This is a genomic window from Thauera sp. WH-2 (genome assembly GCF_048321015.1).
GTDB lineage: Bacteria > Pseudomonadota > Gammaproteobacteria > Burkholderiales > Rhodocyclaceae > Thauera.
In genome coordinates this window covers 1-16,395 of sequence record NZ_JBLWFG010000013.1, presented here as the reverse complement: position 1 = coordinate 16,395, position 16,395 = coordinate 1, and the positions used below count along the sequence as shown (strand labels likewise).

Genomic DNA, 16,395 nt, shown 5'->3' with positions numbered 1-16,395 from the left:
TACTGTGCCCCCTGCTGCTGCCACAGCCCCCCAAGGCGCTCCGCTCTACCAGGCACTGACCGAAGAACTGCGCGAAGCGATCCGCGACGGGCGGCTGGTCGCCGGCGCCCGCCTGCCCTCGGTGCGCGAGGCAGCGACCAGCCGCGGCATCAGCATCAACACGGTGCTCGCCGCCTATCGCCAGCTGGAGGCCCAGGGCCTGGTCGACGCGCGCCCGCAATCTGGTTACTTCGTGCGCTCACAGCTCGCCGTGCCGCCGGCCCCGCAGGCCGCTGCCGCCGAGCCGAGCTCTGCGATCGCCGCCGAGAGCGCGGTGTTGAGCCGCATCGCCAGCGTGCTCGCCGCCCAGACCCGGCCCGACACCATCGACCTTTCGCTTGCCTGCCCGAAGGGCAGCGACTTCTACCCCGGTGAGAAGCTCGGCCGCATCGTCGCCGACCTCACCCGCCGCCGCCCCGAGCTGCTGACCGACTATTCGCTACCGCCCGGCCCGCTGCTGCTGCGCCGCGAGATCTGCCGCCACGCCACCGAGCTCGGCATGCAGCTGCAGCCCGACGCCATCCTGCTCACCAACGGCTGCATGGAGGCCCTGCAACTGGCGCTGCGCGCCACCACCCAGGCCGGCGACACGGTGGGTCTGGAGTCGCCGACCTATTTCAACCTGATCCCGCTGCTCGACCGCCTCGGCCTGAAGGCGATCGAGATTCCCACCCATCCGGAAGGCGGCCTGTCGCTCGATGCGCTGGAGCTGCTGCTGTCGGAAGGCCGGCTGCAGGTGGTGGTGACCATGCCCACCGTGCACAACCCGCTAGGGACGAGCATGAGCCCGGCCAACAAGCGCCGGCTGGCCAACCTGGCACGCAGCTACAAGGTGCCGGTGATCGAGGATGCGCTCTACGCCGAGCTGCAGTTCAGCACGCCGCTGCAGCCGACGGCGAAGGCCTTCGACCGCGACGGCTGGATCATCGTGTGCGCGTCCTACACCAAGACGCTTGCACCCGGCATGCGCGTGGGCTGGATGGAGGGCGGACGCTTCGGCCGCGAGCTGGCCGAGCTCAAGTTCTGCTCGTCAGTGGCGCAGCCCGCCCTGCTCGGCGAGGCCATCGGGCGTTTCCTCGAGAGCGGCGGCTACGCCCAGCACATCCGCCGCCTGCGTCGCACCTATGCGGCGCAGACCGAGCGCCTGCGCGGCCTGATCCACGACGCCTTCCCGCCCGGCACGCGCGCCACCCAGCCCAGCGGCGGCTTCCTGGTGTGGGTCGAGCTACCCGAGGGCTGCGACACCAACCGTCTGTTCGACCTCGCCCTGCGCCGCGGCATCGGCATGACGCCCGGCAAGCTCTACTCGCCCTCGGGCCGCTACACCCGCCACCTGCGCCTGTCGGGCTGCTACCCCTTCAGCGATCGCCACGTGCATGCACTGATGACACTGGGGGAGCTGGCTGGGGCGCAGCTGGGCTGAGGCCGAGTGGCGCCACGCTCAGACCTCGGGCGCGATTTCGGCGCCGGCGCCCTGCGGCGCGGCGTCGAGCGTCGCCTCCACCGCCACCTCCTCGGCCTCGAGCTCCACCGTCTGCAGCACCGGCTTGTCGGCTGGCGCCTGCAACGCATGCTGGGCACCACTGAAGAGATCGCGCTTGAGCACGTCGATGGCTTCGACCCAGGCGGCCGAGGACTCGCACCCCCCCACCAGCTCGCCGCTGCGACACACCGTCAGACGCTTGCCGTTGAGGGTGAAATGTACACCGGGCAAGGGGCGCACACGCACCAGATCGTCGCTACGCGCGGCAAAGCGCAACATCGTGTCGCGCTCATCGCCGAGCAGGTCGAGGATCAGCGCCGGCAGCGCGTAGATCGGCATGTCGCCGGTACGCACCGGGCCGCGCCGGCCGTCGATCACGACCAGCGGCGTGGCGACCAGGGTGCGGAACATCTCGTCGTCGAACTCACCGCGGTTGGGCGCGAGCAGACCGGACTCGACGTAGCCCCCGTGATTCCAGCCGAGCGAAGGCAGGTGATCGCCGAACAGCACGACGATTGCATCCGGGTCGCGCCTGCGCAATTCGTTGAGGAAGCTCATCAGCTCGCGCGACTTGTAGTGCACGGTGTTGGCGTAGGCCTGCACCAGGCCGTTGTCCGAGTCCGTGGAGATAACCGCCGGGCGGGCCTCGTTGAGCGGGTAGTCGAGATGGCCGAAATAGGTCAGCACATAATTGAACACCGGCTGCGCACCGTCGAGCGCCGGGCCGACGCGTTCGAGCACCTGCCGGTACAGCGAGGCGTCGCTGAGGAACTCGCGGTTCATGTCGTCGAGCACGAAGTCGCGATCGGACCAGTACTGCTCGAAGCCCACGCGCCGGTAGGCGTTGATGCGGTTCCAGAACGGCGCGGCGTTGGGATGCGAGGCGAAGCTGCGGTAGCCGGCTTCACCGAGGTGGCGCGGCAGGCAGGGCACGTCGCGGCGCAGGCGGCCTTCGAAGAAGACCGCGTCGGTCTGCACCGGGAAGCCGCACAGGGCCTCGAACTCGGCATTCGCCGTGTAGCCGCCGAACACCGGCGACAGCGCCCGCGCGTTGCCGGCAGCCTTCCACAGCTTGCGGAACGCGGGATCGAGCGGATCGGCCGACAGACCGGCGGCCTTCAGCGCCATAGGATCCCAGAAGGACTCGAGCACGATCATATGCACATTGCGCCCACCCTGGCCGGGGGGCGCAGCAGCCTTGAGGAAGGGGCTGGGCTGGCGCGCGCCGAGCAGCATCATCGCCGCATCGACCTCATCTGCGGCCGGAGCGTGCCCACGCCGGGCAAGGTTGCGGGCGGTTTCCTGCACGAGATGGATCGGCAGGCCGCGCATCTCGTAGTTGCCGCGCTGGTTCCACACCCAGTCCCCGAAGCGGGCATCCAGCCAGCCAGTGACCGACGCCGGCTGCACCTGCAGACCCAGAACGCCCGCAACCACCGCAGCGAGCGCTACCCAGGCGCGCGGCCTGCGCCAGGCAAACATCCACAGCAGACCTGCGATCGGCAGCGCAAGCATCGCCACACTGCCCCAGAGCTGCCAGCCTTCCAGCAACAGAAAGAGATTCTTCGCCGCGACGAAATCGTCCGGCATCACCGGCCCGCCAAGCACCGCAAGCTTGATTGCATTGCCCACGGTGAAGGCGCTGAACAGCACGACCATCGCCACGCCGAAGCGCAACACGCTGCGCGACATCGTGAACAGCAACCCACCGACGAGCAGGTGGGCGACAAGGTCGTGCCCCCAGGCCTCACGCCCCGGCGCAACCCCCAGGAAGTGCGCCAGTACCAGCAGCGCAGCCACGTACCACAGCGCCACCAAGCCCAGCGCGCCCATGCATTCGCCCGCGACCGATCGCCACGACCGACCCGCCCGCGCCCGTCCGGCAACCTCGGGAGGCGACAGCGCAACAGCACCATATTCGGCGGAAAGACTTGCAGGCGCGAGCACGGCAGTACTCCGGGGCAGGTTCAGGAGCCCGGATCATACGCCCGTAACATTCTTGTGAATCGAGCTGCACCTCGTTATCGCGGCAACGCAACATCGCAAATTGCGACAAGGTTTTTCAGTCCACCGGGGGCCGCGGCAACGGATACATCCCGCGTTCAGGCGCGCATGCGGGCCACGATATATTGCAGTGCGAGCGCGTAACCCTGGGTGCCGAAACCTGCCATCACCGCCTCGGCCACATCCGAAAGGTAGGAATGGTGGCGGAAGGCTTCGCGCTTGTGCACGTTGGAGATGTGCACCTCCACGAACGGAATCGCCACCCCGGCGAGCGCGTCGCGGATCGCAACGCTGGTATGCGTGTAGGCGCCGGGGTTGATGAGGATCCAGCCCACACCCTCGCCACGCGCCTGATGGATGCGGTCGACGATCGCACCCTCGTGATTGCTCTGGAAGCACAACACCTCGACCCCAAGCGTCCCACCCTGCGTACGCAGGCCGTTCTCGACATCCGCCAGCGTGGTGGCACCGTAGATCTCGGGCTCGCGCGTTCCAAGCAGGTTGAGGTTGGGGCCGTTGATGACGAGAACCGTGGACATGAAGCGAGTGCTCCGGAGACGATGAGGATCGGGGTTTGCAGCATAGCAGCCGCAGCGCAGCGCCGGGGCACTGCAGAGCGCTCAGGCCTGCGACACGGCCTCCGCTGCAGACGAGCGGGGAAGGATGGGCGCGGAAGCACCGCCAGGCTCGGGCGCGGCAAACAGGATCGCCCGATTGCGGCCCAAGCGCTTGGCCTCGTAGAGCGCAGCATCGGCCTCCTCGAACAACCGCTGCGCGAGGGGCGGCAAGGCCCCACCCTCCCGCTCGCCCTCGGCATGTACGCCCGCGCAGCCCTCGCCCGCCGCTCGCACCTGGACACCCACGGAAGCGTCCGGCGCAAGCCAGGCCACACCGATACTGATCGTGACACAGGGCGCCGTCGGCGATGCGGCATGCGGAAGCTGCAGCGCCTCCACGATCGCGCACAAGCGCCGCGCCAGCGCCAGGGCCTCGTTACCGTCGGACAGGGGCAGCAGCACCGCAAACTCCTCACCGCCGTAACGCGCAACCAGGTCGCCCGCGCGTCCGACACGCGCCTGCAGGGCCTCGGCGACGGCCTTGAGGCACTGGTCGCCCGCGGGGTGCCCGTAGTAATCGTTGAAGGCCTTGAAATGATCGACGTCGATCATCAGCAGCCCCAGGGGCGTGCCGCCACGAACGGCCAGCGCCAGCTGGAAGCCCGCGGACTCGTCCAGTGCGCGCCGGTTGGCGACACCGGTCAGCGGGTCGAGCCGCAACTGCGCCTCCAGGCGCACCCGGTGTTCTGCCAGCTCGGCCTCGACCGCCTTGCGCGCACTGATGTCCTGCACCACCCCGATCACCCGCCGCTCGCCTTCGTCTCCCTCCTGCATGGACTTGCTCCACACCTCCACCCAGCGCCGGGTGTGCGGCGCACCGGCCGGGTGGATCCGATACTGCAGGCGCTTGACTTCCTCGCCACGCGCCAACTGCGCCGCCACCGCGGTGACACGCTCACGGTCCGCGGGGTCGATCAGCTCGACCCAGGCGGCGAGATCCAGATTCTCCTCGTCAACGCCGTAGATCTGGCGGCACAGCGCAGACAACTGGATGCGGCCCCGCTTGGGATCGATGGCGAAGTGACCGATGGCAGCAGCCTGCTGCGCACTTTCAAGCCACCACAGGTTGCGCTGCAAGGCTTGCATCAGCTCACGCTCACGATGCGCCGCACGACGCAGCATGACGACGAAGACCCCGGCGGCGGCCAGCAGAAGCAGGCTTACCGGCAGGGCGAGGGCGAACAACTCGCGTGTGCGCACACCGGCGAAGACCTCGGCCACCTCGACCGCGGAAACCAGCAGCCAGCCGGTACCGAATACGGGGCTGGCCATGGCCATCACCTCACGGCCAAGCTCGTCGCGGGCATAGAAGACGCCGCGCATGCCCTCGAGGGCCTGGGTTACGACGGTGGGCGCAGCATCCAGCGGATACGCGTACTGCAGAACCTCGACACGAACGCCCCGTGGCGCATTGAGATAGCGCGCCGCCTGCCCCTCGCGCCAGACGATGCTCGAGCGCGCGGTCTGGCTCGGGGTCGGCCAGGGCTCGACCAAGGGGAGAAGTTCAGAGCGCAGGTCCTGCACCAGCCACACCGCACCGATCGCACGCACCCCGTCGTACAAGGGCGCAAACACCCCGGCGAAGGGGAAGGCGAAGACCGGATCGGACACCGGGTCGCTCATCACTGGCACGGCGGTGGACAGGGCACCCTGCAGGGCATGGTGCTCGGTAGCGGGCACGCGCTCGATACCCGGGCCGCTGCCCCCGGGGCGACTGCTCAGGCGCACCTTACCCTGCGGATCCACAAAATGCACCGCAGTGTAGTGCCCCAGTTCCTCGAGCGTGCGCAGGCGCTCACGCACTCGCTCGCGCGCCTCGACGTCGCCCTCTCCGAGCCAGCGCCCGAGGGCTTCCGCCAGTAGCGTATCCTCGACCAGCATGCCTGCGTCGCGCAACGATTGCTGCCGCCATCCAACCATCGCCTGCAACTGCAACTGATTGATAGACTGCAGCTCACGCTCGGCCTGGTGACGATGGCGGTTCTCCCGCTCGACATAGACCCCATGCAGCCAGAAGATCAGCGCCGCGAGGACGAAGACAAGCAGGGCAGCCGCTGCGACGGCGCCCTTTCGACACTTGCGGTTCGATTCGGAAACGGGACGGGGCTTGCTGGACAAATCCGGCTCGTTGGGAAGTAATGAAAACAGGGAGGAGAACATATGCGCGCTTCCATCGCTTGCGCAGTATGGCAGACAGTCTCGCGCTGCCTGCTGATCGGCTGCCTTGTCGGCTTCGCGTACGCGCCAGCCTACGCGAGCGCGAAGGATCATGTCGTGTTCGGGATCACGCTCGAGCCGAATTCGCTCGATCCAACCAGTGCTGCCGCTGCGGCGATCGGCGAGGTCGTGCACTACAACGTGCTCGAGGGGCTCGTGAAGATCGAGGAAAACGGGGAGACCTCACCTTTGCTGGCCGAATCCTGGCAGGCCTCGGCCGACGGCCGCAGCTACACCTTCCGGCTACGCCCGGACGTCCGCTTCCATGACGGCCAGCCTCTGGATTCGGCCGCAGTGCGCTTCTCGTTCGAGCGCGCCAAGGCGCCCGGCTCGGGCAACAAATCACGCACCAAACTGTTCGACAACATCGAGCGCATCGACACCCCTGACCCACTGACCGTCACGCTTACGCTGCTCCATCGAGACCCACACCTGCTGTACCGCCTCGGCGAGAGTCCGGCGGTGATCCTGCACCCGGCGAGCGCCGGGCAAGCGTCCGACACCCCGGTCGGCACCGGCCCCTTCCGCTTCGAGCGCTGGGACAAGGGACACTCCATCACCCTGGTGAAATGGCCCGGCTACCGCAATGCCGAGGCTGTCCCATTGCAGCGTGCCGTGTTTCGCTTCGTGAATTCCTTCGTGGAGGATGCCGAGCTGCCTGCGGAAGTGGACGTGTTCTTCAATTTCGCCACCCGTACGGTGCTGCGCAACCGCCTCAACGAGCGCTACCAGGTGCTGATCGGGGGCTCAAGCAGCAAAGCCTTGCTGGCCATGAACAATCGTCATCCGCCACTGGCCGACCTGCGTGTGCGCCGGGCGATCAACCACGCCATCGATCGTGCGGCCCTGATCCACCAGGTGCTGAACGGCCGCGGCAGCGCGATCGGCAGCCACTTCTCACCCACAGAGAGCGGCTACCTGCACCTGGCCGACCGCTACCCCTTCGACCCCGAGCACAGCCGCGCGCTGCTGCGGGAGGCGGGCTTCGAGCGCGGGCTGCAACTGCAGCTGAGCCTACCGCCGACGCCCTACGCGCGGGACGGCGGCCAGATCGTGGCGCAGCAGCTATCCGCAGTCGGTATCGAAGTCGTAGCCAAGCACGTGAGCTGGGCCGAGTGGCTGGCGGGCCCCTTCACCGGCGACTTCGAACTGACGCTGATCAACCACGTCGAGCCCCTCGACTACGACATCTATTCCGACCCGTCCTACTACTTCGGATACGACAGCGCCGAGTTCCGCGCCCTGGCCACCGCCCACCGCGACGCCGACCACCCGCGCCAGCGCAATCGGCTGCTCGCCGACATCCAGCGCAAGCTGGCGGACGATGCGGTGAACGCCTGGCTCTACGCACCCCAGATATCGACCGTGGCGCGCAAGGGCCTGGAGGGCTTGTGGGTGAACTACCCCATTTACGTGCACGACCTCGCTGCCCTGCGATGGCGCTGAGATCGGGGGGCCTGGATAAACGCCAGCCCCCCGAAACGGAACGAGGCGCGCCACGGGCCACCCCGCGACGCGCCTCGTCAGGCAGAACGCACGACCGTCAGCGCGGCAGCAGGCTCTCACCCATCAGGAACGCATCGACCGCGCGCGCGCACTGGCGACCTTCCCTGATCGCCCAGACGACCAGCGACTGCCCGCGGCGCATGTCACCGGCGGCGAACACCTTGGGCACGTTGGTGATGTAGCAGCCCTCGCCGTCGGTGGTCGCCCTGGCGTTGCCGCGCGCGTCCTTGTCGACCCCGAAGGCCTCGAGCACGCCGCCCACAGGCTGGGTGAAACCCATCGCGAACAGCACCAGGTCGGCCTTGATCTCGAACTCGGAGCCCGGCACCTCGGACATCTTGCCGTCCTTCCACTCCAGGCGACAGGCCTTGAGCGCCTTGACCTTGCCGTTCTTGCCGATGAACTCCTTGGTGGCAACGGCGAAGTCGCGCTCGCAGCCTTCCTCGTGCGAGGACGAGGTGCGCAGCTTGGTCGGCCAGTACGGCCACACCAGCGGCTTGTTCTCCTGCTCGGGCGGCATCGGCATCAGTTCGAACTGGGTCACGCTCGCCGCGCCGTGACGGTTGGAGGTGCCCACGCAGTCCGAGCCGGTGTCGCCGCCACCGATCACCACCACGTGCTTGCCCTTGGCCGAAATCGGGTTGGGCTTGTCGCCGGCGACCTGCTTGTTCTGCGGGATCAGGAACTCGAGCGCGTAATGCACGCCACCGAGCTCGCGGCCCGGCACCGGCAGGTCGCGCGGCACTTCGGCGCCGCCCGCGAGCACGACGGCGTCGAAGTCCCGCTGCAGCTCCTCGGCGCTGATCACTTCCTTGGCGTCATTGACGATACCTGCGGGCATGTCCTTGGCCGCCACCAGCACGCCGGTGCGGAAGCGCACGCCTTCGGCCTGCATCTGCTCGACACGGCGGTCGATCAACCCCTTCTCCATCTTGAAGTCGGGGATACCGTAGCGCAGCAGGCCGCCGATGCGGTCGTTCTTCTCGAACACGGTGACGTCGTGGCCGGCACGCGCCAGTTGCTGCGCGGCGGCCAGGCCCGCCGGGCCGGAGCCGACGACGGCGACCTTCCTGCCCGTCTTCTCATCCGCCGGCTGGGGCACGACCCAGCCCTCTTCCCAGGCCTTGTCGATGATCGCGTGCTCGATCGACTTGATGCCCACCGCGTCGGTGTTGATGTTCAGCGTGCACGCCGCCTCGCAGGGCGCCGGGCAGATGCGACCGGTGAACTCGGGGAAGTTGTTGGTCGAGTGCAGAACCTCGATCGCCTCACGCCAGTGGCCGCGGTACACGAGGTCGTTCCAGTCCGGAATGATGTTGTTGACCGGACAACCGTTGTTGCAGAACGGGATGCCGCAGTCCATGCAGCGCGCGCCCTGGATGGACGCCTGCTCGTCGGTCAGGCGAACGACGAACTCCTTGTAGGTCTTCAGGCGCTTGTCGACCGGCTCATAGGCCTCGGACAGACGCTGATGCTCCAGAAATCCAGTGGGCTTGCCCATTTATGCGGCCTCCTTCTCTGCTTCGCGCTGCTGCGCCATCTCGGCCAGCGCGCGGCGGTACTCGTGCGGGAACACCTTGACGAACTTCTTCCGCCAGACGCCCCAGTTGTTCAGGATCTCGCGTGCGCGCACGCTGCCGGCGAAGCGGACGTGGCGCTCGATCAGGCCCTTGAGGATGAGCTCGTCGCCCATGGTCAGGTGGTCGATGTCGACACGCCCGTGGGATTCGAGCTCGTCGCCCGACTCCGAGCCCTTGCGCGCGGCGATCTCGTCGGGCAGCGGCTCGAGCGAGACCTGCGCCATGTTGCAGCGCTGCTCGAAGCTGCCGTCCTCGTCCAGCACGTAGGCCACACCACCCGACATGCCGGCGGCAAAGTTGCGCCCGGTCTCGCCGAGCACGACCACGGTGCCGCCCGTCATGTACTCGCAGCCATGGTCGCCCACGCCTTCCACCACGGCGGTGGCACCCGAATTGCGCACCGCGAAACGCTCGCCCGCGACGCCGGCGAAGTACACCTCGCCCTCGGTCGCGCCATAGAGCACGGTGTTGCCGACGATGATGTTGGTGCCCGTATCGCCGCGGAACTCAGCCTTCGGACGCACGACGATGCGCCCACCCGACAAGCCCTTGCCCACGTAGTCGTTGCCCTCGCCCACCAGCTCCAGCGTGACGCCACGCGCCAGGAAAGCGCCGAAACTCTGGCCGGCGGTGCCGTTGAGACGGATGTGGAGGGTATCGGAAGGCAGTCCGGCATGGCCGTAGCGCGCCGCCACCTGGCCCGACAGCATCGCGCCGACGGTACGGTTGATGTTGCGTACCGGCAGGTCGATGTTGACCTTCTCGCCCTTCTCCAGCGCAGGCGCAGCGAGCGTGATGAGCTGCTTGTCGAGCGCCTTGTCGAGGCCGTGGTCCTGGGTCTCTGTGTGCAGGCGCGGCACCTCGGCGGGCACGTTGGGCAGGTAGAAGATGCGGGAGTAGTCCAGGCCCTGCGCCTTCCAGTGCGCGATGCCCTTCTTCATGTCGAGCAAGTCGGCGCGGCCGATCAGCTCGTCGAAGCTGCGCACGCCCAGCTGCGCCATCAACTCGCGCACTTCCTCGGCGACGAAGAAGAAGTAGTTGACCACGTGCTCGGGCTGGCCGGCGAAGCGCGCACGCAGCACCGGATCCTGGGTGGCGACGCCGACCGGGCAGGTGTTGAGGTGGCACTTGCGCATCATGATGCAGCCCTCGACGACCAGCGGCGCAGTGGCGAAGCCGAACTCATCGGCGCCGAGCAGCGCGCCGATGACCACGTCGCGGCCGGTCTTGATCTGGCCGTCGACCTGCAGGCGCACGCGCGAGCGCAGGCGGTTCAGCACCAGCGTCTGCTGGGTCTCGGCCAGGCCGAGCTCCCACGGCGACCCTGCGTGCTTGATCGAACTCCACGGCGAGGCACCTGTGCCGCCATCATGGCCGGCGACCACGATGTGGTCGGCCTTGGCCTTGGCCACGCCCGCGGCCACCGTGCCGATGCCGATCTCGGACACCAGCTTCACCGAGATGCTCGCCACCGGGTTGGTGTTCTTGAGGTCGTGGATCAGCTGTGCCAGGTCTTCGATCGAGTAGATGTCGTGGTGCGGCGGCGGCGAGATGAGGCCGACGCCCGGCACCGAGTGGCGCAGGAAGCCGATGTATTCCGACACCTTGTGGCCGGGCAGCTGGCCGCCCTCGCCAGGCTTGGCGCCCTGGGCCATCTTGATCTGGATCTGGTCGGCGTTGACCAGGTACTCGGTGGTGACGCCAAAGCGGCCCGAGGCCACCTGCTTGATCGCCGAGCGCAGCGAGTCGCCCGCGTTCAGCTCCAGGTCGCGCGCGATGCGCTTCTCACCGATGATCTGCGACAGCTTGATCGCCTCGGTGAGCGGCTTGAAGCGCATCGGGTCCTCGCCGCCCTCGCCCGTGTTCGACTTGCCGCCGATACGGTTCATCGCCACCGCCAGCGTGGTGTGCGCCTCGGTGGAGATCGAGCCGAGCGACATCGCGCCAGTGGCGAAGCGCTTGACGATCTCCTTGGCGGGCTCGACCTCGTCCAGCGGCACCGGGGTCTCGGCGGCCTTGAGCTCGAACAGGCCACGCAGCGTCATGTGGCGCCGGCCCTGGTCGTTGATGATCTTGGCGTATTCCTTGTAGGTCTCCGCCTTGCCCGAGCGCGTCGCATGCTGCAGCTTGGCGATCGCGTCCGGCGTCCACATGTGCTCTTCGCCGCGGATGCGGAAGGCGTACTCACCGCCGGCGTCGAGCATGTCGTGCAGCACCGGATCGGCGCTGAACGCAGCCTTGTGCAGGCGGATCGACTCTTCCATCACCTCGAACAGGCCAATGCCCTCCACCTGGCTGGTGGTACCGGTGAAGTACTTGTCGAGCAGCGCCTGTTTCAGGCCGACCGCCTCGAAGATCTGCGCGCCGGTGTACGACATGTAGGTCGAGATGCCCATCTTGGACATGACCTTCATCAGCCCCTTGCCGATCGCCTTGACGAAGTGCTTGACGTACTTCGCCGCGGTTTCCTCGTCGCCGGCGAGATGTTGCAGGGTCTCGAGCGCGAGGTAGGGGTGCACCGCCTCTGCGCCGTAGCCGGCGAGCACCGCGAAGTGATGCACCTCGCGCGCCGATCCGGTTTCGACCACCAGGCCGGAGCGGGTACGCAGCCCCTTCTCCACCAGGTGCTGGTGGATTGCGGACAGCGCCAGCAGTGCGGGGATGGCGATGCGGTCGGCAGCGAGCTTGCGGTCCGAGACGATCAGGATGTTGATGCCGCCCAGCACCGCGTTCTCGGCGTCGGCGCACAACGAGGCCAGGCGCGCCTCGACCCCCTCGTTGCCCCATGCGGCCGGGTAGCAGATGTCCAGCTCGGCCGAGCGGAACTTGTCCTGCGTGTAGCGCGCGATGTTGCGGATCTTGGCCATGCCCTCGAAATCGAGCACCGGCTGGCTCACCTCGAGGCGGAACGGCGGGTTGATCTCGTTGATCTCGAGCAGGTTGGGCTTGGGCCCGATGAAGGACACCAGCGACATCACCATCTGCTCGCGGATCGGGTCGATCGGCGGGTTGGTGACCTGCGCGAAGAGCTGGCGGAAGTAGTTGTAGATCGGCTTGTTCTTGGAGGACAGCACCGCCAGCGGCGAGTCGTTGCCCATCGAGCCGGTCGCTTCCTCGCCCGCCTTGCCCATCGGTTCGAGGATGAACTTGATGTCCTCCTGCGTGTAGCCGAAGGCCTGCTGGCGGTCCAGCAGCGGCGCGACGCGTTCGGCAGCGGCGGCCGCGTCGAGGATGGCCGGCGCATCGAGCGTATCGAGCTTGATGTTGATGCGGCGCAGCCAGTCGGCATACGGCTTGGCGTGCGCGAGCGACTCCTTGAGCTCACGGTCGCCGATGATGCGGCCCTGCTCCATGTCGATCAGGAACATCTTGCCCGGCTGCAGGCGCCACTTCTTGACGATCTTGCTGTCGGGAATCGGCAGCACGCCGGACTCGGAGGCCATTACCACGAGGTCGTCGTCGGTGACCAGATAGCGCGCCGGGCGCAGGCCATTACGGTCGAGGGTGGCGCCGATCTGGCGGCCGTCGGTGAAGGCCACCGCGGCAGGGCCGTCCCACGGCTCCATCATCGCCGCATGGTATTCGTAGAAGGCGCGGCGCTTCTCGTCCATCTGCGTATGCGACTCCCAGGCCTCCGGGATCATCATCATCATCGCGTGGGCGAGCGAGTAGCCGCTCATCACCAGCAGTTCAAGCGCGTTGTCGAAGGAGGCCGAGTCGGACTGGCCGGGGTAGATCAGCGGCCAGATCTTCTGCAGATCGTCGCCCAACAGCGGCGAATGCACGCCCTTTTCGCGCGCGCGCATCCAGTTGTAGTTGCCGCGCAGGGTGTTGATCTCGCCGTTGTGCGCGATGTAGCGGAACGGGTGGGCGAGGTTCCACTTCGGGAAGGTATTGGTCGAGAAGCGCTGGTGCACCAAGGACAGCGCCGACACTGCGCGCGGGTCGAGCAGATCGGGGTAGTACTCGCCGACCTGATTCGCGAGCAGCAGGCCCTTGTAGTTCACGGTGCGCGCGGAGCACGACACCATGTAGAACTCCTTGGCGTGCTTGAGCTTGAGCGCGCCGATGGCGTTGGCCGAACGGCGGCGCACAACGTAGAGCTTGCGCTCGAGCGCCTCGGTGACCATGACATCGGGGCCGCGGCCGATGAAGATCTGGCGGATCACCGGCTCCATGGCCTTCACCGTCGGCGACATCGGCATGTCACGATTGACCGGCACATCGCGCCAGCCCAGGACGACCTGACCTTCGGCCACGACCGCACGCTCAATCTCCTGCTCACAGGCGAGGCGCGAGGCGGCTTCCTTGGGCATGAAAACCATGCCGACGCCGTACTCGCCCGGCAGCGGCAGGCTCACGCCCTGCTTCGCCATCGCCTCACGGTACAGCTGATCGGGGATCTGGATCAGGATGCCCGCACCGTCGCCCTGCAGCGGGTCGGCGCCGACCGCACCACGGTGGTCAAGGTTCTTCAGGATCTCGAGGCCCTGGAGAATGATGTCATGACGTTTCTCGCCCTTGATGTGGGCGATGAAACCCACGCCACAGGCATCGTGTTCATTGGCGGGGTCGTAAAGACCCTGCTTATGGGGCTGATCCATCTTCTGTTCCTCAAACGACACGCAAGATCACGCGCACAGGGGCCGGACCGAAGGCTTGCGGAGTGCAAGCGCCGACAAACCGAACGCGCACAAAAAAGCCGGGCGCACGCGCACCGGCTTTGCGACATGCACCATGCTGGTGCAAAGGCAACGATTTGGCATAAAAACTCAAGCACTCAAGACCTGCATGCACCAATTTGGACACACTGGCCCGGCTCGTTGCCGTCGAAAAAAACTATACCCCTCAAAGGCCTGCGGACTCAATAGTTTTTTGCAGTGCGGCATGAGTGAGAGGCTCACGAGCCTAACCGACTGCCACGCGACGTCACGTGATACACGTCCCCAGCAAGCTCACCACGAATCACCTGACACGGCCGAGCAAAGCGCGCTCCGCAGCGCGTAGAAGGGATGCCCCGCGCGTCCCGGGCGGACTGGGAAGGCAACTACTTGAAACGGGAAATCTTGATTTCCGCCTATCTTCTTCGATGTGGTGTGCGTGTACGAAAAAACGGGAGCCGAAGCTCCCGTTTTTACTTTCAAACCTGTCGAGGTGACAGATTAGAACTTGTGGCGAACGCCAATGGTCAGGCCCTGCTGGTAGCCCAGACCGCCGTTGGAAGCGTCACCGACACTGGCAGAAGCGCCATTCTCGTTGTCGATGTCAGCGTACGCGGCGTACAGGTTGGTACGCTTCGACAGGTCATGCGTGTAGCCGATAGCCCACTGCTCGGACTCACGGTCAGCCGACACGCCGACCACATCGGTTTCCGCGCTGGTGTAGGAGAGGAGAACCTTACCAGCTGCGCCAACGGGAACGGTAGCGCCAAGCATCCAGAAGTCGGACTCTTGAGCACCGTCGGTATCGCGATTGCCATACATGGCGGCAACCTTGACCATACCGAAGTCGTAGGTACCACCGATATCCCAGACCTTGGTCTTCGGATCAGGCGTGACGTCGTTTGCCTGGATCTGGTGATAGTTCAGACCGACCATCAGGGGGCCGTTGCTGTAGACCGGCGAGATCGCCCAAGCTTGGAGGTCGCCAGTGTTGTCGGCGTTTTCCTGCTTGATGCCGTCAGCCTGAGCCGAGTAGGCGGCGGTCACGGTGATGCCCGAGAAGTTCGGAGTGATATAAGCAATGGTGTTGCTCAGGCGGGTGTCGTTCACGTACAGGTTGTTGACCTGGCCAGCGGTGCCGGTACCAAACGGATCAACAGCAGCCAGCAGATTGAACTGCGGCGAGTACAGACGGCCCAGCGCAACGGTACCAAAGCCGCCCGACAGGCTCACGTACGACTGGCGCGAGAAGTTGCCATCGGAACGCGACTGACCGTTATCAACGAAGAAGCCCTGCTCAAGAACGAAACCAGCCTTCAGGCCATTGCCCAGATCTTCGGTGCCCTTGAAGCCGAGGCGGTTGCCCGACTGCTGGCCGCTGTCAACACCAGTGCGCGAACCGATAGAATCGACGATGTTGTCGCTGCGGTAGCTCACACCCATGTCAACCACGCCATAGATGGTCACGTTCGACTGAGCGAAGGCCGGAGCGGAAACCAGGCCAGCGACAGCCAGCGCGATCAGTTTCTTCTGCATGTGTTTCTCCTCAAATTTGAAGTTGAGACCGCGGCACCTGCCTCGGCCCTACTCACCTCTCTGGCGAGAAGTCGGACCCGATTCTGCAAATCTGCCGACGGGCATGCAAGCACGGGAGCGCTAAAACACCACATTCCGGGCTTTGTTGTTGCAGGCGTGCAACAGAACGACCCGATCAGTGCCGCGCGTCGAGCCGCGGCGGGGCCGAGTTCCATGCCAGCAGCTTCTCGTCCGCCATCACCCGCGTCGCGTTGCGCACCGCGGCAGAGGCGGCGAGGCAGCGGGCCTTGAACTCGGAAGCTTGAATAGTTTGCATGGTCGCGCTCCGTGAACAGCTGGGATGACCATGGTTGCACATGGAATCAATCCCAATCCACTTTCCCAGGCACAGACGCTTGCCGCACCGCCTAAAGTGGCCACTATGGACCCATCTCGACACGACTCAGGACACTGATCATGAGAGTCATGACCGCACGCGAAGCAAAGAACCGATTTGGCGAATTCCTCGATGCATCGCGCCGGGAGCCCGTCGTCATCACCAAGAACGATCGCCCCGTCGGCATCATGGTGTCGATCGAGGACGCGGCAGACACGCTGTTGCCCGAATTCCTGCTCGACAAGACACCCGGTTACGACGGCTGGCTCTTCGAGAAGATCAAGGCCACGCTCGAACGCCTCGACGCTGGCCACCGGGGTTCGACACTTCATCCCGATTTTCGCCCCTTTTCCGAAAGTGCCTCCAGCGCCGGCGC

General features: G+C 66.2%; 10 protein-coding genes. 3 read left to right on the top strand and 7 right to left on the bottom strand.

Annotated elements, in window-relative coordinates:
• Nucleotides 1–4 precede the first annotated feature (4 nt).
• On the top strand, nucleotides 5–1,462 hold the full coding sequence (locus ACNKW1_RS15165) for a PLP-dependent aminotransferase family protein (protein ID WP_418365416.1): 1,458 nt from the start codon (nucleotides 5–7) through the stop codon (nucleotides 1,460–1,462).
• A gap of 18 nt (nucleotides 1,463–1,480) precedes the next feature.
• Here the strand turns inward: ACNKW1_RS15165 and ACNKW1_RS15160 are convergent, their stop codons facing one another.
• From ACNKW1_RS15160 to ACNKW1_RS15150, 3 genes are all read right to left on the bottom strand, one after another.
• Complete coding sequence (locus ACNKW1_RS15160; protein ID WP_418365415.1) at nucleotides 1,481–3,469, bottom strand: LTA synthase family protein; 1,989 nt, start codon at nucleotides 3,467–3,469, stop codon at nucleotides 1,481–1,483.
• Between the two features lie 155 nt (nucleotides 3,470–3,624).
• On the bottom strand, nucleotides 3,625–4,065 hold the full coding sequence (gene aroQ / locus ACNKW1_RS15155; protein ID WP_418365414.1) for a type II 3-dehydroquinate dehydratase: 441 nt from the start codon (nucleotides 4,063–4,065) through the stop codon (nucleotides 3,625–3,627).
• 81 nt (nucleotides 4,066–4,146) lie between these two features.
• Entirely contained in the window at nucleotides 4,147–6,261 is a 2,115-nt protein-coding gene (locus ACNKW1_RS15150; protein ID WP_418365413.1) for a diguanylate cyclase domain-containing protein, read from the bottom strand.
• A 42-nt stretch (nucleotides 6,262–6,303) separates the two neighbouring features.
• Here ACNKW1_RS15150 and ACNKW1_RS15145 point away from each other — a divergent pair, with 42 nt between their 5' ends.
• Nucleotides 6,304–7,806: an ABC transporter substrate-binding protein gene (locus tag ACNKW1_RS15145; protein WP_418365412.1), complete on the top strand. Its 1,503-nt coding sequence runs from the start codon at nucleotides 6,304–6,306 to the stop codon at nucleotides 7,804–7,806.
• Nucleotides 7,807–7,903: 97 nt separating this feature from the next.
• Here ACNKW1_RS15145 and ACNKW1_RS15140 read toward each other — a convergent pair whose 3' ends face one another.
• From ACNKW1_RS15140 to ACNKW1_RS15125, 4 genes are all read right to left on the bottom strand, one after another.
• Complete coding sequence (locus ACNKW1_RS15140; RefSeq protein ID WP_418365411.1) at nucleotides 7,904–9,367, bottom strand: glutamate synthase subunit beta; 1,464 nt, start codon at nucleotides 9,365–9,367, stop codon at nucleotides 7,904–7,906.
• Nucleotides 9,368–14,050: a glutamate synthase-related protein gene (locus ACNKW1_RS15135; RefSeq protein WP_418365410.1), complete on the bottom strand. Its 4,683-nt coding sequence runs from the start codon at nucleotides 14,048–14,050 to the stop codon at nucleotides 9,368–9,370.
• Nucleotides 14,051–14,608: 558 nt separating this feature from the next.
• On the bottom strand, nucleotides 14,609–15,643 hold the full coding sequence (locus tag ACNKW1_RS15130; RefSeq protein ID WP_418365409.1) for a porin: 1,035 nt from the start codon (nucleotides 15,641–15,643) through the stop codon (nucleotides 14,609–14,611).
• A gap of 175 nt (nucleotides 15,644–15,818) precedes the next feature.
• Nucleotides 15,819–15,959 carry a hypothetical protein gene (locus ACNKW1_RS15125; RefSeq protein WP_418365408.1) on the bottom strand — a complete coding sequence of 47 codons (141 nt, stop codon included), beginning with the start codon at nucleotides 15,957–15,959 and terminating at the stop codon, nucleotides 15,819–15,821.
• A gap of 140 nt (nucleotides 15,960–16,099) precedes the next feature.
• Between ACNKW1_RS15125 and ACNKW1_RS15120 the strand changes: the two genes are divergently transcribed.
• A partial coding sequence (locus tag ACNKW1_RS15120) for a type II toxin-antitoxin system Phd/YefM family antitoxin (RefSeq protein ID WP_418365407.1) occupies nucleotides 16,100–16,395 on the top strand: 296 nt, incomplete at its 3' end.

What these genes read in the sequence shown, in the direction of transcription:
- aroQ (WP_418365414.1), bottom strand. Translation starts at nt 4,065, where the DNA reads ATGTCCACGGTTCTCGTCATCAACGGCCCCAACCTCAACCTGCTTGGA.
- ACNKW1_RS15145 (WP_418365412.1), top strand. Translation starts at nt 6,304, where the DNA reads ATGCGCGCTTCCATCGCTTGCGCAGTATGGCAGACAGTCTCGCGCTGC.
- ACNKW1_RS15140 (WP_418365411.1), bottom strand. Translation starts at nt 9,367, where the DNA reads ATGGGCAAGCCCACTGGATTTCTGGAGCATCAGCGTCTGTCCGAGGCC.
- ACNKW1_RS15135 (WP_418365410.1), bottom strand. Translation starts at nt 14,050, where the DNA reads ATGGATCAGCCCCATAAGCAGGGTCTTTACGACCCCGCCAATGAACAC.
- ACNKW1_RS15130 (WP_418365409.1), bottom strand. Translation starts at nt 15,643, where the DNA reads ATGCAGAAGAAACTGATCGCGCTGGCTGTCGCTGGCCTGGTTTCCGCT.
- ACNKW1_RS15125 (WP_418365408.1), bottom strand. Translation starts at nt 15,959, where the DNA reads ATGCAAACTATTCAAGCTTCCGAGTTCAAGGCCCGCTGCCTCGCCGCC.